At 72.9% G+C, this 16810-nt stretch carries 19 protein-coding genes and 1 pseudogene; 10 read left to right on the forward strand and 10 right to left on the reverse strand.

Features of this window, described 5'->3' with window-relative positions:
* A pseudogene (locus ACXJKL_RS02365) lies at window positions 1-687 on the reverse strand (acetoin utilization protein AcuC); the annotation flags it as partial.
* A 136-nt stretch (window positions 688-823) separates the two neighbouring features.
* On the opposite strand from ACXJKL_RS02365, the gene ACXJKL_RS02370 reads away from it, so the two are divergent.
* The 4 genes from ACXJKL_RS02370 to ACXJKL_RS02385 are packed head-to-tail and all read left to right on the forward strand — an operon-like array spanning window position 824 to window position 2842.
* The gene (locus ACXJKL_RS02370; protein WP_457205442.1) at window positions 824-1249 is read left to right on the forward strand and encodes a hypothetical protein; all 426 of its coding nucleotides are present in this window, start codon (window positions 824-826) and stop codon (window positions 1247-1249) included.
* A gap of 3 nt (window positions 1250-1252) precedes the next feature.
* Complete coding sequence (locus ACXJKL_RS02375) at window positions 1253-1666, forward strand: DCC1-like thiol-disulfide oxidoreductase family protein (protein ID WP_457205443.1); 414 nt, start codon at window positions 1253-1255, stop codon at window positions 1664-1666.
* Window positions 1632-2306 (forward strand): TetR family transcriptional regulator, encoded by a 675-nt coding sequence (locus tag ACXJKL_RS02380; RefSeq protein WP_457205444.1) that lies wholly within the window; start codon window positions 1632-1634, stop codon window positions 2304-2306. Before ACXJKL_RS02375 ends, ACXJKL_RS02380 begins: the two co-directional genes overlap by 35 nt.
* Before the next feature lie 32 nt (window positions 2307-2338).
* Complete coding sequence (locus tag ACXJKL_RS02385; protein ID WP_457205445.1) at window positions 2339-2842, forward strand: general stress protein; 504 nt, start codon at window positions 2339-2341, stop codon at window positions 2840-2842.
* Window positions 2843-2861: 19 nt separating this feature from the next.
* On the opposite strand, the gene proC is transcribed toward ACXJKL_RS02385, so the two are convergent.
* From proC to ACXJKL_RS02420, 7 genes are all read right to left on the reverse strand, one after another.
* Window positions 2862-3665, reverse strand: coding sequence for a pyrroline-5-carboxylate reductase (proC, locus tag ACXJKL_RS02390; protein ID WP_457205446.1), 804 nt, complete (start codon window positions 3663-3665; stop codon window positions 2862-2864).
* An 8-nt stretch (window positions 3666-3673) separates the two neighbouring features.
* Entirely contained in the window at window positions 3674-4609 is a 936-nt protein-coding gene (locus tag ACXJKL_RS02395) for a proline dehydrogenase family protein (protein ID WP_457205447.1), read from the reverse strand.
* Between the two features lie 482 nt (window positions 4610-5091).
* Window positions 5092-5829: an ABC transporter permease gene (locus ACXJKL_RS02400; protein ID WP_457205448.1), complete on the reverse strand. Its 738-nt coding sequence runs from the start codon at window positions 5827-5829 to the stop codon at window positions 5092-5094.
* Complete coding sequence (locus ACXJKL_RS02405; protein ID WP_457205449.1) at window positions 5826-6530, reverse strand: ABC transporter ATP-binding protein; 705 nt, start codon at window positions 6528-6530, stop codon at window positions 5826-5828. The genes ACXJKL_RS02400 and ACXJKL_RS02405 overlap by 4 nt, the downstream gene beginning before the upstream one ends.
* Before the next feature lie 43 nt (window positions 6531-6573).
* Window positions 6574-7170 carry a TetR/AcrR family transcriptional regulator gene (locus ACXJKL_RS02410; RefSeq protein WP_457205450.1) on the reverse strand — a complete coding sequence of 199 codons (597 nt, stop codon included), beginning with the start codon at window positions 7168-7170 and terminating at the stop codon, window positions 6574-6576.
* 20 nt (window positions 7171-7190) lie between these two features.
* Window positions 7191-7979 carry a sugar phosphate isomerase/epimerase family protein gene (locus ACXJKL_RS02415; RefSeq protein WP_457205451.1) on the reverse strand — a complete coding sequence of 263 codons (789 nt, stop codon included), beginning with the start codon at window positions 7977-7979 and terminating at the stop codon, window positions 7191-7193.
* Window positions 7976-8938, reverse strand: coding sequence for a Ppx/GppA phosphatase family protein (locus ACXJKL_RS02420; RefSeq protein WP_457205452.1), 963 nt, complete (start codon window positions 8936-8938; stop codon window positions 7976-7978). The genes ACXJKL_RS02415 and ACXJKL_RS02420 overlap by 4 nt, the downstream gene beginning before the upstream one ends.
* A gap of 25 nt (window positions 8939-8963) precedes the next feature.
* Between ACXJKL_RS02420 and ACXJKL_RS02425 the strand changes: the two genes are divergently transcribed.
* From ACXJKL_RS02425 to ACXJKL_RS02435, 3 genes are all read left to right on the forward strand, one after another.
* A complete protein-coding gene (locus tag ACXJKL_RS02425; RefSeq protein WP_457205453.1) occupies window positions 8964-9740 on the forward strand; it encodes a hypothetical protein in 777 nt (258 codons plus the stop codon).
* A gap of 92 nt (window positions 9741-9832) precedes the next feature.
* Window positions 9833-10471 carry a VOC family protein gene (locus tag ACXJKL_RS02430; RefSeq protein WP_457205454.1) on the forward strand — a complete coding sequence of 213 codons (639 nt, stop codon included), beginning with the start codon at window positions 9833-9835 and terminating at the stop codon, window positions 10469-10471.
* A gap of 113 nt (window positions 10472-10584) precedes the next feature.
* Window positions 10585-11172, forward strand: coding sequence for a class I SAM-dependent methyltransferase (locus tag ACXJKL_RS02435; RefSeq protein ID WP_457205455.1), 588 nt, complete (start codon window positions 10585-10587; stop codon window positions 11170-11172).
* 10 nt (window positions 11173-11182) lie between these two features.
* Here ACXJKL_RS02435 and ACXJKL_RS02440 read toward each other — a convergent pair whose 3' ends face one another.
* Window positions 11183-12226 carry a LacI family DNA-binding transcriptional regulator gene (locus tag ACXJKL_RS02440; protein ID WP_457205456.1) on the reverse strand — a complete coding sequence of 348 codons (1044 nt, stop codon included), beginning with the start codon at window positions 12224-12226 and terminating at the stop codon, window positions 11183-11185.
* A gap of 74 nt (window positions 12227-12300) precedes the next feature.
* Here ACXJKL_RS02440 and radA point away from each other — a divergent pair, with 74 nt between their 5' ends.
* Together radA and disA are read left to right on the forward strand one after the other, a co-directional pair.
* The gene (gene radA, locus ACXJKL_RS02445; RefSeq protein WP_457205457.1) at window positions 12301-13701 is read left to right on the forward strand and encodes a DNA repair protein RadA; all 1401 of its coding nucleotides are present in this window, start codon (window positions 12301-12303) and stop codon (window positions 13699-13701) included.
* A 78-nt stretch (window positions 13702-13779) separates the two neighbouring features.
* Window positions 13780-14862, forward strand: a complete 1083-nt coding sequence (gene disA / locus ACXJKL_RS02450; RefSeq protein WP_457205458.1) for a DNA integrity scanning diadenylate cyclase DisA — start codon at window positions 13780-13782, stop codon at window positions 14860-14862.
* A 153-nt stretch (window positions 14863-15015) separates the two neighbouring features.
* On the opposite strand, the gene ACXJKL_RS02455 is transcribed toward disA, so the two are convergent.
* Window positions 15016-15816 carry a hypothetical protein gene (locus ACXJKL_RS02455; protein WP_457205459.1) on the reverse strand — a complete coding sequence of 267 codons (801 nt, stop codon included), beginning with the start codon at window positions 15814-15816 and terminating at the stop codon, window positions 15016-15018.
* A gap of 82 nt (window positions 15817-15898) precedes the next feature.
* Here ACXJKL_RS02455 and ACXJKL_RS02460 point away from each other — a divergent pair, with 82 nt between their 5' ends.
* Entirely contained in the window at window positions 15899-16765 is an 867-nt protein-coding gene (locus ACXJKL_RS02460; RefSeq protein WP_457205460.1) for an A/G-specific adenine glycosylase, read from the forward strand.
* The last annotated feature ends 45 nt before the right edge of the window (window positions 16766-16810 follow it).

Here is a 16810-nt window from a genome sequence, read left to right on the forward strand (position 1 = left end):
CGCGTCGGCCGTGCCCGGCGGCAGCGCGACGTTGACCGCGGACCCCTCGGCGCCGGGGCCGCCGGAGTCGGAGGGGAAGCCCGTGCCGGGGAAGAGCATCTGGCCGGTCTCGTGCAGGGAGATCGTCAGCACCCGCGGGTCGTCGTAGAAGATGCGCTCCACGCCGTCGCCGTGGTGGACGTCGACGTCGACGTAGGCGATGCGTCGGTAGCCCTGGTCGAGCAGGCTCCGGATCCCCACGGCGATGTCGTTGTAGATGCAGAAGCCGGAGGACCGCTCGGCCATCGCGTGGTGCAGGCCGCCGGCGATGCTCGCGCTGTGCAGCGACTCCCCGCTCGCCACCTGCCGGCAGGCCTCCACGGTCGCGCCGACGACGTGCGCCGCCGCCGTGTGCATGTCGGGGAAGACCGGGTCGTCGTCGGTCCCCAGACCGTGGTCCGGGTCCTCGCCCCCCTCGGTGCCGCAGCGCGTCACGGCCTCGATGAGGCCGCGGTCGTGGACGGTGGCGATCAGGTCGTCGTCGGCGACGGGGGCCTCGACCATGCGCACGTGCTCGAGCACGCCGAGCTCCTCGGCGAGGCGCATCGTGAGGTCGACCCGGACCGGGGACATCGGGTGCCCGGGCCCGAAGTCGTATCCCGTCAGGCTCTTGTCGAAGACGACGGACGCGGGGCCGGGGCACTCCATGCGACCGACGCTACCGGTTACGCCCACCGGCGCCCCGCGCCACTCGCTGACTGGCCGGCTCCAGTCGAGTTGAACATGTTCAGTAAACGGGCTACCGTCCGTGGCATCCACTTTTGAACACGTTCAAGGAGTCGTCATGGACTGGACCGCGGTCACCTACCTCAGCTATCTCGTCGTCACCGTCCCGCTCACCATCTGGGTCGCCCGGACCCTGTCCCGCAACGGCCGGGTGTTCCTCGCCGACGTCTTCGGCGAGGACACCGGGCTGGCCGACGCGGTCAACACGCTGCTCGTCGTCGGCTTCTACCTGCTCAACGTCGGGTTCGTGCTGCTCTACCTGCGCACCGGCACCGTCGTCGTGAACCTCACCCAGCTGATCGAGGTCGTCAGCCTCAAGGTCGGCGTCGTGATGGTCGTGCTCGGGCTGCTGCACTTCTGCAACGTGTACGTCTTCAACTCCATCCGGCGTCGCGCCCGGCTCGAGTCGCTGCGGACCCCGCCCCTGGCTCCCCAGCACTTCACGCCGACCGCCGGGCAGGGCACCCCGGCGTACCCGGTCTGAGCCGTGCGCCTCACCGTCCTGCACGATCCCGGCTGCCCGCTGTGCCGCGCGTTCAGCGGGTGGCTCGAGCGGCAGCCCGGCCTGGTCCCGATCGACCTGGTGGCCGCCGGCTCGCCGGCCGCCCGGTCGCTCTTTCCCGCGCTGGACCACGACCGCACCCTCGCGGAGGTCACCGTCGTCTCCGACGAGGGTGCGGTGTGGACCGGCGCCCACGCCTGGGTGATGTGCCTGTGGGCCACGGCGTCGCACCGGGCGCTGGCCGAGTCGCTGGCACACCCGTCACGGCTGCCGCTCGCCAAGGGCGCGGCGTACCTCGCGGCCGGCATCCGCAACGCCACCACGGCCCGCCTCACCGCCGGAGGGGGTGACTACCCTGACGACTGTGCCGGATCCTGCGCCCCGCTCCCCCAAGGCTGAGCAGACCCGCCGGGCCATCGTCGAGGCATCGATGCGGCTCTTCCGCAGCCGGGGCTTCGACGGCACCACGATGCGCGGGATCGCCGACGAGGCGGGGGTGTCGCTGGGCAGCGCCTACTACTACTTCGCCGGCAAGGAGCACCTCGTCCAGGCCTTCTACGGCCAGATGCAGGACGCCCACCTCGCCGCCGCGGCCGAGACGCTGACGGGCACCACCGCGTTCGCCGACCGGCTCGAGGGCGTGCTGGCCGCCTGGGTGGAGGTCGCCGAGCCGTACCACGAGTTCGCCGGCACGTTCTTCAAGAACGCCGCCGAGCCGACCAGCCCGCTGTCCCCCTTCTCGCCGGAGTCGAGCGGTGCCCGCGAGGCCAGCACCGCGATCTTCCGCGAGGTCGTCGAGGGCTCGGACCTCAAGGTCACGCCGGCACTGCGTCCGCACCTGCCCGAGCTGCTGTGGCTGCTGCACATGGGCATGGTGCTGTTCTGGGTGTACGACGCCAGCGACGGGCGTCGGCGTACCCTCGCGCTCGCCCAYGGCGTCGCCCCGCTCGTCGACAAGCTCGGACGGCTCTCGCGGGTCCCGGTGGTCCGCGGCGTGGTCACCGACCTGGTCGACCTGCTGGAGTCGCTCAAGGCCTGAGCCGGCTGCCGGCCGGGTGCAAGACTCGGGACATGGACACCACCGGCACCCGCAGCACCGGCCTGGACCTGGCCTTCCCCCAGTCCCTCGCCGTCTACGACACCTACGAGGAGGCCCAGCGCGCCGTCGACCACCTCTCCGACGAGGAGTTCCCGGTCGAGAACCTCCTCATCGTCGGCACCGACCTCAAGCGCATCGAGCGGGTCACCGGCCGGCTCACCTGGGGACGCGTCGCGCTGGCCAGCGCCGGGTCGGGGCTGTGGTTCGGCGTCTTCGTGGGCCTGATCATCGCCCTGTGGGTCGAGGGCAGCCTGCTCGGCATCCTGCTCTCGACGGCCGCCTTCGGCGCCCTCTTCGGGCTGGCGTGGGGCCTGCTGGGGTACGCCGCCACCCGGGGACGCCGCGACTTCAGCTCCGTCACCGCGGTGGTCGCCACGCGCTACGAGGTGCTCGTCGAGCACACGCACCGCGAGGCGGCGCGCGCCATCCTCGCCGCGACGCCCGGCCTGCTGCCCGACCCGCACGCGGCCGGCTGACGCCCGCCGTACGGTCGGGTCAGGAGCCCTCGGCGAGCTCGCGCGAGCGGTCGCGCGCGGCCTCCATGGCGGCCAGGAACGCGGCCCGCACCTTGTGCACCTCGAGCTCGCGCAGCGCCGATGCCGTGGTGCCGCCCGGCGAGGTGACCTGCTCGCGGAGCACGACGGGGTGGGTGCCGGTCTCGCGCAGCATGGTGGCGGAGCCGTAGAGCGTCTGGATGACCAGCTCGGTCGACGTGGCTCGCGGCAGCCCGAGGTGGACGCCCGCCTCGATCATCGACTCGACGACGAAGAAGATGTAGGCGGGGCCCGAGCCGCTGATCGCCGTCACGGCGTCCATCTGCTTCTCCGGGATGCGCAGCACCTTGCCGGTCGAGGCCATCAACGACTCGGCCTCGGCCAGGTGCCCGTCGTCGCAGTGCGAGCCGGGCGAGATCGCGGCCATCCCCTCGTCCACCAGCGCGGGCGTGTTGGGCATGACCCGCACGACCGCCACGCCCTCGGGCACGCGGGACTCGATGAACGCTGTCGTGATGCCCGCGGCGAGGCTGACGAGCAGCTGCCCCGGACGCAGCTCCGCGGCGATCTCGTCGAGGACCGCGGCCATGTCCTGCGGCTTCACGACGAGGGCCACCGTGTCGGCCTTGCGGGCCGCCTCGGCATTGGAGACGACCGCGACGCCGTACTGCTCCTCGAGCTCGCGGGCCCGGTCGGGCCGCTTCTCGCCGACCAGCAGGTTGTCGACCCGGCGTCCGGCGCGGACCAGCCCCGAGAGCAGGGTCTCGCCCATGACGCCGGCCCCGATGATCGCGGTCTGGGACATCGCGGGACCTACTTCTTGGAGATCAGCGAACGGGCGAAGAAGGAGAGGTTCTGCGGGCGCTCCGCGAGGCGACGCATGAGGTAGCCGTACCACTCCTGGCCGTAGGGGATGTAGACGCGCACGGTCTCACCGGTGCCGGCCAGACGCTTCTGCTCCTCGGGGCGGATGCCGTAGAGCATCTGGAACTCGTAGGTGCCCGGTCGCCGGCCGTAGCGGCTGGCGAGCGAGGAGGCGATCTGCACCATGCGTGGGTCGTGGCTGGCGATCATCGGGTAGCCCTGGCCGGCCAGCAGCACCTTGAGGCACCGCACGTAGGACTTGTCGATGTCGAGCTTGTCCTGGAAGGCGACCGACTCCGGCTCGTGGTAGGCACCCTTGCACAGGCGGACGCGCGAGCCCTCGTAGGCGAGCGCCCGGCAGTCGGACTCGGTGCGGTGCAGCATCGCCTGGAGCACGGCACCGGTCTCCGGGAAGTCCTTGCGCAGCTCGCGGAGGATGCCCAGCGTCGAGTCGGTGGTGGTGTGGTCCTCCATGTCGAGGGTGACCGTGGTGCCGGCGTTGCGCGCGGCCCGGCAGATCTCGCGGACGTTCTCCAGCGCGATCTTCTCGCCGCCGTCCGGCAGCGCCTGGCCGACCGCACTCAGCTTGACGCTGACCTCGGCCTTCGACGCGAGTCCGCGGCGGGCGAGCTCGGCCAGGACCTCCTTGTACGCCGCGACCGTGGCATCGGCCTGGGCGACGTCGAGGGTGTCCTCGCCCAGGAAGTCCAGGGTCACGGTGAGACCGTCACCGACCAGCTCGTCGGTCGCCGTGACGGCGGAGTCGGTGGACTCACCCGGGACGTAGCTGGTGACGATGCCCGACGAGACGGGCATGGTGCTGACGAGCTTCTTGACCTGCTCGCTCTTGGCGAGCAGCAGGATCGGCTGACGGAGCAGAGACATGCCGCACAGGCTACGCCGACCTGCTGCGGACGGCCTCCTCCGGACGGGGTCCCGCAGCTCGTGGCCCTCGGGGTCGGAGGCGGGTCGTCGGGGTCGGGGCGCCGGGGTGGGGGTCGTCGGGGTGGGGGTCGCCGGGGTGGGTCGCCGGGGCGGGGGTCGCTCGCGCAACTGGCGGCGGACGACGTCACCCCGGGCCGTCGGGCTGTCGTACGCCGCCAGTCTGCGGAGCCCGGGCCCTCCGACTGTCGCGCGCCGCCAGTTCGCTGCTGCCGGCCGTCGTACGCCCGGACCACCCGCGTTAGCTGGCGGCGGACGACRTCACCCCGGGCCGTCCAACTGTCGCGCGCCGCCAGTCTGCCGAGCGCGGGGCACGGTCGCGCGGATCCCTCGCGCAACTGGCGGCGGACGACGTCACCCCGGGCCGTCCAACTGTCGCGCGCCGCCAGTCGGGGGACGCCGACGACGCCGACAGCGCCGACACGTCAGGGCGTACGCCGCCGCAGCGTCGCCGCGCCGAGGGCCAGGCCCGCGACGGCGAAGCCGAGGACGACCGAGACGTCGGCCCAGACCCTCGCCTGGTCGGCCGCGCCCACCAGCTCCTGCATGGCGTCGACGGCGTACGAGAGGGGCAGGACGTCGCTGATGGCTCCCAGGACCGCGGGCAGCTGGTCGCGCGCGACGAACAGCCCGCACAGCAGGATCTGGGGGACGACGAAGGCGGGCATGAACTGCACGGCCTGGAACTCGGTGTCGGCGAAGGCGCTGACCAGCAGCCCCAGCGCGGTGCCCAGCACGGCGTCGACGACCGCCACCACCCCGAGCAGCCAGGCCGGGCCGTTGACGTCCAGCCCGAGCAGGCCGACGCTCACGGCGACCGCGAGGGCGGACTGGACGGCGGCGAGGAGGCCGAAGGCGAGGGCGTAGCCGAGCAGGAAGTCCAGCTTGCCCATCGGCATGGAGAGCAGGCGCTCGAGGGTGCCGCTCCCGCGCTCGCGCAGCGTGGTCACGCTGGTCACGAGGAACATCACCGTGAAGGGGAAGATCGCCAGCAGGGCGGGTCCGAAGCCGTCGAAGGCGTTGCCGGGCAGGTCCGCGAACATCCACCACAGCAGGCTCATCAGCAGGCAGGGCAGCACGAGCAGCATCGCCAGGGTGCGGCGGTCGCGGCGCACCTGGGTCAGCACCCGTCCGGCCACGGCCATCGTGACGCGGGCGCTCACGCCGCACGCTCGACGATCTGGAGGAAGGCGGCCTCGATGTCCGGGGCGCTCCCGCGGATCTCGTCGGGAGTGCCGTCGGCGATGATCCTGCCCTCGCGCATCAACAGCAGCCGGTCGCACCGGTCGGCCTCGTCCATCACGTGGCTGGAGACCAGCACGGCCTTGCCGCGGTCGGCGAGGCGGTGGAAGAGCCGCCACAGGTCGCGGCGCAGCACCGGGTCGAGCCCGACGGTGGGCTCGTCGAGGACCAGCACGTCCGGGTCGCCCAGCAGGGCGACGGCGAGGCTCGCCCTGCTGCGCTGGCCGCCGCTCAGGGCGCCCACCACCTGATCGCGCTGGGCGGTGAGGTCGACGGCGGCCACGACGTCGTCCACCTCGGACCGGGAGACCCCGAGCACCCGGGCGAAGAAGTGGAGGTTCTCGGCGACGGTGAGGTCGTCGTACACGCTCGCGGCCTGGGTGACGTAGCCGAGCCGGTCGCGCAGCCGCCGGTCCCCCGCCGGCAGGCCGAGGACCTCGACACCACCGGACCGGACGCGTTGCACGCCGACCACGGCTCGCAGCAGCGTGGACTTGCCGCAGCCGCTCGGTCCCAGCAACCCGGTGACTCCGGGGGCGACCCCGAGGGTGAGGCCGGGCAGCACCTCGCGGCCGCCCCGGACGACCACCAGGTCCTGGATGTCGATGACCTTATTCATCATGCGTTGAATTGTGCTCCCGCGGGTCGGGCGACGTCAAGGGACTTCAGTCCGGGGGCAGGTCCCCGGTGAGGTAGCGCTGGAGCGTGGGCGCGTACGTCGCCACGACCTGCTCGCTGCTCAGCGAGGCGACCGGCTCGACGCGCAGGACGTAGCGCAGCAGGATCAGCCCCACGACCTGGCTGGCGACCAGCGCCATCCGGTGGTCGGGTCGGTCCAGGCCCAGGGCGACGCCGACCGGCCGGATCACCACGGGCAGGAACCCCTCGCTGAGCAGGCGCTGAGCGGTCGGGTCCATCACCCCCCGGGCCGCCGCGAGCAGCGCCGGCTGCACGTCTGGGTCGTCCCACACGGACAGGAACGCGCGCAGGAACCGCTCGCCCGCCTCCTCGACCGGGCCCTCGACGACCCGGCCGATCACCTCCCGCGGATCGATCGGCAGCTCCAGGGCCGCGAGGAACAGGTCGTCCTTGGCGCCGAAGTAGTGGTGCACCAGGGCCGGGTCGACGCCCGCGTCCGCGGCGACGGCGCGGATCGTCGTACCACCGAAGCCCTTGGCCGCGAAGGCCTCCCGCGCCGCGGCGAGCACCGCCGCACGGGTGTCGGGGGCGCCGGGACGGCGACCGCGGGCGGGACGACTCATGCGAGGGAGGGTACGACGCGTCAGCGAGCCCGGACCGCGAAGTGCTCGCGGGCGAACTCCAGCGACTCCCGCAGGTCGGCCTCGCGCTCGACGCGGGTCGAGCAGCGGYGGGTGTTGATCTCCAGCACGATGTGGCCGTCGAAGTCGCGGCCCGCGAGGTGGGCCAGGAAGCCGCCGGCCCCCATCGTGCCGCGGCCGGGCACCAGGTGCTCGTCCTTGGCCGAACCGCTGCCGTCGGTGAGGTGGACGTGGCGCAGCCGGTCGCCGAGGCGCTCGGCCATCGAGATGACGTCGCTGCGGGCGATCGCCGCGTGGGACAGGTCGATGGTGGTGTTGGCGTACTCGTGCTCGCTGGGGTCCCAGCTCGGGAGGTACATCTCCATGCCCCGGCGCGAGGTGGCCCGCCAGGGGTACATGTTCTCGACGGCGAAGGCGATGCCGGTCGACTCCTCGAGGGCGGCGATCCCGTCGACGAAGCCCGCGGCGTACTCCTTCTGCCAGCGGAACGGCGGGTGCACGACGACCACGTCGGCGCCGACGGCGGACGCCAGCTCGGCGGAGCGCTCGAGCTTGCCCCACGGCTCGCTGCCCCAGACCCGCTGGGTCCACAGCAGGCACGGCGAGTGGATCGCGCAGATCGGCATCTCGTGGTGCTCGGAGAGCTGCTGGAGCGCGGCGGTCTGCTGGGAGAGCGCGTCGATGCCGACCATCACCTCGACGGCGTCGTAGCCGACCTGCGCGGCCCAGGCGAAGCCGTGCGCCGTGGACTCGGGGTAGACCGAGGCGGTGGAGAGCGCGACGAGGGTCACGACGGACCGCGCCGGACCGGGGGCCTGGTCACGACGGACAGCTGGTCGAGACGCTCGAGGATGACGCCCTCGCGCAGCGCCCACGGGCAGATCTCCAGGGCCTCGAGGTCGAAGATGTCCATGCACGCCTCGGCCACCAGCGCGCCGGGCACGATCTGGTGGGTGCGGCTGGGCGAGACCCCGGGCAGGGCGGCGAGCTCGTCGGGGTCGAGCGAGACCAGCTTGGGGATCCACTGCGACAGCGTGTCCAGCTCCAGCACGCGCGGCACGAGCGGGCCGTCCCCGCTGGGCGCGGCGCCGCAGATCCGGGCCAGCGACCGGAAGGTCTTGGAGGTGGCGGCCGCGCGGTCGGGGGCGCCGGGACGCAGCAGGTTGCCGGCGTCGCGGGCGATGTCGGCGCGGATCCGCCGTCGCAGCTGACGCAGGGCCTCGTCGTCGGGGCGGGCGCCGCCGAAGTTGTCCCGGGCCAGCCGGGCCGCGCCCAGCGGCATCGACCAGGCCACGTCGGGGGCCTCGTCGGCACCGCCCGCGATCTCGAGCGAGCCGCCGCCGATGTCGAAGACGGCCAGGCGGCCGGCCGACCACCCGAACCAGCGACGTACGGCCAGGAAGGTCAGCCGGGCCTCGTCCTCCCCCGACAGCACCGACAGGTCGACCTCGGTCACGTCGTTGACGTGGGCCAGGACGGCGTCGGAGTTGACCGCGTCGCGCACCGCCGAGGTGGCGAAGCCGAGCATGTCCTCGCAGCCCTTGTCCTCGGCGACCGTCACGGCCTCGCGACAGAACCGGGTGAGGGCCTCGATGCCGTCCTCGGTGACCGCACCGTCGCTGTCGAGGTGCTCGGCGAGGCGCAGCGGCTGCTTGTAGGAGAAGGCCGGGAGGGGGGCGGCGCCGCCGTGCGCGTCCACCACGAGCAGGTGACCGGTGTTGGAGCCGATGTCGAGGACGCCCAGGCGCATGAGGCCAAACTACTAGGCTTGCCCAGTGCCCGAAGTCGACCTCGTCTTTCCCCGTGCGTTCGTGGAGTTCGCCGACCCCGCCGACGAGGAGCAGGTGTTCCRCTGCGACCTCACCTGGCTGACCTCGGCCTACACCTGCATCTTCGGCCAGGGGTGCCAGGGCATCTACGCCGACTCGCCCGACGTCGGCTGCTGCACGCTGGGTGCGCACTTCAGCGACGCCGACGACGAGCAGCGCGTCGCGGCGTACGTCGCGGAGCTCACGCCGGAGCAGTGGCAGTTCCACCCCCAGCGGCCCGTGGAGGTCGACGACTGGGTCGAGAGCGACGAGGACGGCGAGCGCAAGACGATCGCGGTGGAGTACGACGGCCAGTCGGCGTGCGTCTTCCACAACCGGGCGGACTTCGCCCCCTCGACCGGAGCCGGTGGCGCCGGCTGCGCGCTGCACGGACTGGCCCTGGAGCAGGGTCGCAACCCGTTGGAGACCAAGCCCGACGTCTGCTGGCAGCTGCCGATCCGGCGCACGTTCCGCTCCGTCGAGCGGCAGGACGGGACGGCGTACACCGAGGTGTCGATCGGCGAGTACGACCGGCGCGGGTGGGGCCCTGGCGGCCACGACCTCGACTGGTACTGCTCGGGAAACACCGAGGCGCACGTCGCCCCGGAGCCCGTCTACGTCACCCACGAGCCCGAGCTGACCGAGCTCATGGGCGCCGCCGGCTACCAGGAGCTGGTGCGGCACTGCGACGCGCACGTCCGGTCCCGCTCGGCGCTGGCGCTGCACCCGGCCGACCCACGCTGACGCGGTCCGCACTCCCCGTCGAATTTCGCTCGACGTCAAGACAACCTGACCCCGGCGTGACGGCGCCCCGCACCTGAGCACAGAATGCAGCCATGCGCCTGGACCATCTCTCGTTCGCAGCCGGACCGGATGGACTTGCCAGCACAGCCCAGCGCATCGGGGGCCAGCTCGGCAAGGACTTCATCGACGGCGGCGTGCATCCCCGCTTCGGGACCCGCAACATGATCATGCCGCTGGACGGCCGCACCTACATCGAGATCGTCGAGGTGCTGGACCACCCTGCGAGCGACAAGGCCCCCTTCGGGCAGGCCGTCCGCGCCCGCTCCGCCCTCGGTGGCGGCTGGCTGGGCTGGGTGGTGGCCGTCGACGACATCACCGTCGTCGAGTCGCGCCTCGGCCGCGAGTCGGTCAAGGGCAACCGGCACCTGCCCAGCGGCGAGGAGCTGGTCTGGCGCCAGATCGGCGTCCACGGCCTGCTGTCGGACCCGCAGCTCCCCTTCTTCATCCAGTGGGAGTCGCCGGCCGAGATGCACCCGAGCAACGTCGCCGACGTCGACTTCTCGCTGGTCGCCCTGGAGATCGCCGGGGACCCGCAGCGGGTCAGCGAGTGGCTCGGCGAGACCGTCGAGTCGCCGCTCGAGGACATCAAGGTCGAGTGGGTCGCCCCCAACGGCACGCCGGGCATCATCGCCGTCCAGGTCCAGACGCCTACCGGGCTCGTCCGGCTCTGACGCGTCCACCGGCGCGCGCGGGGGCCACCCCGAGCCCGAACATCTGGCACCACCCGGAGACGTACGAGCTCGAGAATCTCGCCGCCGACCCCGGGGGCCGCATCGAGGCGGCCATGCGGGCCGTGGCGTCGTGGGACGACCGGGTGCTGCTCGACGTCGGTTGCGGCACCGGCTTCCACCTCCCCCGCTGGGCCGAGCACGCCCGCCGGGTCGTCGGGGTCGAGCCGCACCCGTCGCTGGCGGCCCTGGCCCGGCGTCGTACCCGACGACTGGGGAACGTCGAGGTGCTGACCGGCACCGCGCAGGACCTGCCACTCCCCGACGCGTCGGTCGACGTGATGCACGCGCGGTGGGCCTACTTCTTCGGTCCGGGCTGCGAGCCCGGCCTCGCCGAGCTGGAACGCGTCGTACGCCGCGGGGGCACGGCCTTCGTCATCGACAACGACGCCAGCAGGTCGACCTTCGGGGCGTGGTTCCGCCTCGGCTACCCGGAGGTCGACCCCGTCGAGGTCGAGCGGTTCTGGTCGCAGCGCGGCTGGACCCGCGTGCCGGTCGACATGGGGTGGTCGTTCGCCCGCCGCGAGGTCCTCGAGGCCGTGGTGCGGATCGAGTTCTCCCCCGAGGTGGCGCAGCGGGTGCTCGCCGCCCACGAGGGCACCGAGGTGGACTACGCCGTCAACGTGTGGTGGCGGACGTACTGACGCGAYGGGCTCAGGACGACTGGCGTACGACGAGGCTCGGGGTGAGCAGCACGCCGTCCTCGGCGGGCGGCTGGTGGGAGAGCAGCGCGTGCAGCGCGGTGACGATCTGGACCGCGACCTCCTCGAGCGGCTGGCGCACCGAGGTGAGCCCGACCGGGTAGACCTGGGCGACCTGGGAGTCGTCGAAGCCCACCACCGCGATGTCGCGGCCCGGGGCGAGCTGGCGCAGCCACAGGGTGTGCAGGACGCCCATGGCCAGCGTGTCGGACGCGCAGACGAAGGCCGTGGGGGCCGACTCGTCGAGCAGCACCGCCGCGGCCTCGCCGCCGGACTGGACGGTGTCCTCGACCCGGCTGGCGAGCCCGGTGGTCGGGAGACCGTGCTCGCGCATCGTCGTCAGCCACCCGGCGCGACGGTCCTCGCCGATGGGCGAGTCCTTGCGCCACCCGATCCAGGCGATGCGGGTGTGGCCCCGGTCGATGAGGTGCTCGGTGGCGAGACGGGTGCCGGCGGCACCGTCGACGTCGACCCACGGGTGCCGGGCGTCGGCGCGGTCCCAGGGACGGCCGAAGGCGACGAACGGCGCCCGCTGCTGGGCGAGCCACGCGGCCTGCGGGTTGCCCAGGTAGGTGTCGGTGACGACGAACGCGTCGACGGCGGTCGAGCGCAGCAGGTTGTCGTAACCGGCGACGGGGTCCTCGTCCTCCCCGGTGAACAGCAGGACGTGGTGCCCGGCCAGCGCCGACGTCTCGACCAGCGTGTGGACGAAGCGGTCCATCATCGCGTTGGCCGTGCCCTCCTGGACCGGCGAGACCCGCAGGCCGATCAGCTGGGAGGTGCGGGTGCGCAGGTTGCGCGCGGCACGGTTGGGCGAGTAGCCCATCTCCTCGATCGCCTCCCGGACCCGCTCCAGGGTGCCGGGGCGCAGCAGGTCGGGGTTGTTGACGGCGTTGGAGACCGTCTGCCGGCTCACCCCCGCCCGCTCGGCCACGTCGGCAAGCGTCGGCGGCGACACCGGCAGGTGTGCGCCCAGCCGGGACTCCGGTCGCGACATGTCAGGCCCCCTTGATCGTTCCAAACAGGGGCAGCATAACTGCGCTGTCGGTGCGGTCGCCTAGCGTGCCGCCCATGAGCAGACAGCGCGCCGCCTACAAGTGCTCGGAGTGCGGCTGGGAGACCGGCAAGTGGGTGGGCCGCTGCGGCGAGTGCCAGGCCTGGGGATCCGTGGCCGAGGCGGCCGCCCCGACCGTGCGGGCCGCCGCGTCGCCCGTCACGCGCCCCGCGGTGCCGATCGGCGAGGTCTCGGTCGAGGACGCCACCTTCCGCTCCTGCGGCGTCCCCGAGCTCGACCGGGTCCTCGGCGGCGGGCTGGTCCCCGGTGCCGCGATCCTGCTGGCCGGCGAGCCCGGCGTCGGCAAGAGCACCCTGCTGCTCGAGGTGGCCGCCCAGACCGCCCGGGTCCGCACCCGCACCCTCTACGTCACCGGCGAGGAGTCGGCCTCGCAGGTCAGGCTGCGCGCCGATCGCACCGGCGGCGTCCACGACGAGCTCTACCTCGCGGCCGAGACCGACCTCGGCGCCGTCCTGACCCACATCGAGCAGGTGCGACCCACGCTGCTCGTCATCGACTCGATCCAGACCATCGGCGCGTCGGGCGTCGAGGGCGTTCCCGGCGGGGTCACCCAGGTCAAGGAGGTGGCGGCCGCACTGGTGCGGGTGGCCAAGACCCGCAACATCACCACGGTCATCGTCGGCCACGTCACCAAGGACGGCTCGATCGCCGGGCCACGGGTCCTGGAGCACCTCGTCGACGTGGTGCTCAACTTCGAGGGCGACCGCAACTCCCGCTTCCGCATGGTCCGCGCGATGAAGAACCGGTTCGGCCCGGTCGACGAGGTGGGCTGCTTCGACCTCTCCGCCGGCGGCATCAGCGCCGTCACCGACCCCACCGGGCTGTTCGTCGAGCACCACAGCCAGCAGGTCCCCGGCACCTGCGTCGCGGTCACCATGGAGGGCCGCCGTCCGCTGCTGGCCGAGGTGCAGGCGCTGGTGACGCCGTCGCCGCTCGAGCGCCCCCGGCGCACGACGTCGGGCATCGACTCCTCCCGGGTGGCGATGATCCTGGCGGTGCTCCAGCAGCACGCCGCCATCAAGCTGCACTCCCACGACGTCTTCGCCTCCACCGTGGGCGGGGCCAAGCTCACCGAGCCGGCCACCGACCTGGCCATCGCCGTGGCGGTGGCCAGCGCCACCCACGGCATCGCCCCGCCCAAGGGGGTCGTGGCGATGGGCGAGATCGGTCTCGCTGGTGAGCTGCGCCGGGTGCGCGACCTGCCCCAGCGGCTGGCCGAGGCCGCGCGACTCGGCTTCGAGGTCGCGGTGGTCCCGCGGGCGGCCGGCGAGACCGTCAGCGGTTCGCGTCGAGACGTCGACGGGATGCGGGTGATCGCCGAGAGCACGGTGTGGGACGCGCTGTGCACCCTGCGCGTCACCAGGGCCGACCGGATCCCCCTGCCGCCCCTCGACTGACAACGGCTTTCCGGCGGCGGCCGTCCCCTACACTGAGCGCCGCGACGCCCGGCGTCGTACCCGTACGAGAGGACCACCGTGCCCGAGCGTTCAGACGACGTGCTCCGCCTGCGCGCCACCCTGGCGATGATCGCGCCCGGCACCGCGCTGCGCGACGGACTCGAGCGCATCCTGCGGGGTCGCACCGGCGCCCTCATCGTGCTGGGCCAGGACAAGATGGTCGAGTCCCTCGTCACCGGCGGCTTCACCCTCGACGTGCCCTTCACGGCCACCGGGCTGCGCGAGCTGGCCAAGATGGACGGCGCCATCATCGTCGACAAGGACCTCACCCGGATCTCGCGGGCAGCCGTCCACCTGATGCCCGACCAGTCGATCCCCTCCGAGGAGACCGGCACCCGGCACCGCACCGCCGAGCGGGTGGCCAAGCAGACCGGGCACCCCGTCATCTCGGTGTCGCAGTCCATGCAGATCATCGCGGCGTACGTCGGCGACATCCGGCACGTCCTCGAGGACTCGGGCCAGATCCTCTCCCGCGCCAACCAGGCCCTCGCCACCCTCGAGCGCTACAAGATGCGCCTCGACGAGGTCTCGGCGACCCTGTCGGCCCTCGAGATCGAGGACCTGGTGACCGTGCGCGACGTCGCCGTCGTGGCCCAGCGCCTCGAGATGGTCACCCGGATCGCCCGCGAGATCGACGACTACGTGCTCGAGCTCGGCACCGACGGCCGGCTGCTGTCGCTGCAGCTCGAGGAGCTCATCACCGGCGTCGACGCCGAGCGCGAGCTGGTGGTGCGCGACTACCTCCCGGCCGGCAAGCGCCGCAAGGTCGAGGCCTCGGTGATCCTGGGTGACCTGTCCACCCTCTCCCCCACCGAGCTGGTCGACCCGGGTGCGGTGGCCGCGGTGCTCGGCCTCGGGACCGCGGAGAACCTCGACGGCGCGGTGGCCCCCCGCGGCTACCGGCTGCTCGCCAAGGTGCCTCGCCTGCCGGGATCCGTGGTCGATCGCCTCGTCGAGCACTTCGGCGGGCTCCAGCAGCTGCTCTCCGCCGGCATCGACGACCTCCAGGCCGTCGAGGGCGTCGGAGAGCTCCGGGCCCGCAGCGTCCGCGAGGGGCTGTCCCGCCTCGCCGAGTCGAGCATCACCGAGCGCTACATCTGAGCCGGGCAGCAGCAACTGACGGACAAGGTCGCCGCGTGCGCTCGGCCCCGCTCGGCCCGGCCCGGCTCCGAGGTTGACGCGCACTTCCGTGGGTCGGCGCGTGTTGCAACGTAGGCGAACCCGCRGAATCACCGGTCAGCCGGTGATTCCGGCTCAGCCCTCGGAGTTCCCGGAGCCGTCCTGGCCGGGCTGGTGGGACCGGCCCTTCCCGGTCTTCTGCGGCTTGGGAGTCACCGTCTTGGTGATCACCTCGCTCGCGGGGCGGACCAGCTCGAACTGCACCTCGGTCGGCTCGCCGGCCAGTGCCGCCGTCTCCACGTGGTAGAACCCGGGCAGCGCCCACTCGGTGAGCGAGGAGCACTCCTCATCGGAGCGACGCGCGTTCCAGGTGACGACGACCGGGGCGTCCACGGCCTGCCGGACCACCACCTCCTGCGGCACGATCGCGGCCGGGCACTCGCGGCTCGACCAGATGGAGTCGGCACCGGAGGTGATGCTCACGGTCAGGGTGTCCGGCGAGACCGTCCAGGTGCACGCGGCGGTCACCCGGGTGCGGAGGTTGATGGTGATCGGGACGTCGCTGCCGCCCGGGGCCTCGGTGATCGCGGGGGTCGCGACGATGTCGCCGTTCTCGCACGTGCCGCTCGGCTCGGCCAGCGGCGGCTCGGTCGGGGTCTGCTGCGACTTCCGGCGCTTCGGTCCCTCGACCGGCGTGGTCGGGGCCTCGGTGGCGGCCGTCTCGGACGGGTCAGCGCTGGTGCTGGTGGTGGCTCCGGCCGTGGTGGCCTGGGCGGCCTCGTCGGAGGAGGCGTCGCTCGAGCCGCCCAGCAGTCGGGCCAGGCCGGCGACGAGCAGCACGGCCACGCCGAGCACCACCAGACGACGGAACMAGTAGATCCGGGCGGGCAGCGGACCACGCGGTGCCATCGGGGGGGTGGGGCGGGAGGACGGCATGACCCGAACCCTAGGAGTCGGGCGGGTACCGGGGGTGGTGCCACACCGGGGTCCCCGCGGATCCGTGCGTACGATCGCCGCGATGAGTGACCTGCACGCCCYGATCCTCGCCTGGTACGACGCCCACGCACGCGACCTGCCCTGGCGCCGACCCGAGGCCTCGGCGTGGTCGGTGCTGGTCTCCGAGCTGATGCTCCAGCAGACGCCGGTCGCGCGGGTGCTCCCCGTCCACGACGCCTGGCTCGAGCGGTGGCCGACGCCGGCCGACCTCGCAGCGGAGCCGACGGGCGAGGCGGTGCGGATGTGGGGACGGCTGGGCTACCCGCGGCGAGCGCTGCGGCTGCACGCGGCGGCGGTCGCCCTGGTCGAGCGCCACGGAGGCGAGGTGCCCGCGTCGTACGACGACCTCATCGCGCTGCCCGGCGTCGGCGACTACACCGCAGCGGCCGTGGCGAGCTTCGCCCACGGCCGCCGCCACGTCGTGCTCGACACCAACGTGCGCCGGGTGCTGGCGCGGGTGGAGTCCGGGGTCGAGTTCCCGTCCACGTCGGTCACCCGCGCCGAACGCGACCTGGCCACCGCCCTCCTGCCCGAGGACGACGCCACCGCCGCCACCTGGGCCGTCGCGGTGATGGAGCTCGGCGCGCTCGTCTGCACCGCCCGCGATCCGCGCTGCGGGGCCTGCCCGGTCGCCGACCGGTGCGCCTGGCTGGCGGCCGGCCTGCCGGCGTACGACGGTCCTCCACGCCGTGGTCAGGCGTGGGCAGGGACCGACCGCCAGTGTCGCGGCCGGATCATGGCCGTGCTTCGCGACGCCGAGGGAACCGTGCGTCCGGAGGCGGTCGAGGCTGTGTGGCCCGGCGCGGACCAGCGCGAGCGGTGCCTGGCCGGCCTCCTCGAGGACGGCCTCGTCGCGGCCGTCGACGGGGGCTACCGCCTGCCGGGGTAGTCCGTGACGTTTGGCCCCCTCGCGGGTGCCAACAGGGTGCCAAAC

The sequence above is a fragment of the Nocardioides sp. P5_C9_2 genome (assembly GCF_054049555.1).

Coding starts and splice junctions, on each gene's coding strand:
- ACXJKL_RS02370 (WP_457205442.1), top strand. CDS start 824: ATGGACTGGACCGCGGTCACCTACCTCAGCTATCTCGTCGTCACCGTC.
- ACXJKL_RS02385 (WP_457205445.1), top strand. CDS start 2,339: ATGGACACCACCGGCACCCGCAGCACCGGCCTGGACCTGGCCTTCCCC.
- proC (WP_457205446.1), bottom strand. CDS start 3,665: ATGTCCCAGACCGCGATCATCGGGGCCGGCGTCATGGGCGAGACCCTG.
- ACXJKL_RS02395 (WP_457205447.1), bottom strand. CDS start 4,609: ATGTCTCTGCTCCGTCAGCCGATCCTGCTGCTCGCCAAGAGCGAGCAG.
- ACXJKL_RS02405 (WP_457205449.1), bottom strand. CDS start 6,530: ATGATGAATAAGGTCATCGACATCCAGGACCTGGTGGTCGTCCGGGGC.
- ACXJKL_RS02410 (WP_457205450.1), bottom strand. CDS start 7,170: ATGAGTCGTCCCGCCCGCGGTCGCCGTCCCGGCGCCCCCGACACCCGT.
- ACXJKL_RS02420 (WP_457205452.1), bottom strand. CDS start 8,938: ATGCGCCTGGGCGTCCTCGACATCGGCTCCAACACCGGTCACCTGCTC.
- ACXJKL_RS02430 (WP_457205454.1), top strand. CDS start 9,833: ATGCGCCTGGACCATCTCTCGTTCGCAGCCGGACCGGATGGACTTGCC.
- ACXJKL_RS02435 (WP_457205455.1), top strand. CDS start 10,585: ATGCGGGCCGTGGCGTCGTGGGACGACCGGGTGCTGCTCGACGTCGGT.
- ACXJKL_RS02440 (WP_457205456.1), bottom strand. CDS start 12,226: ATGTCGCGACCGGAGTCCCGGCTGGGCGCACACCTGCCGGTGTCGCCG.
- radA (WP_457205457.1), top strand. CDS start 12,301: ATGAGCAGACAGCGCGCCGCCTACAAGTGCTCGGAGTGCGGCTGGGAG.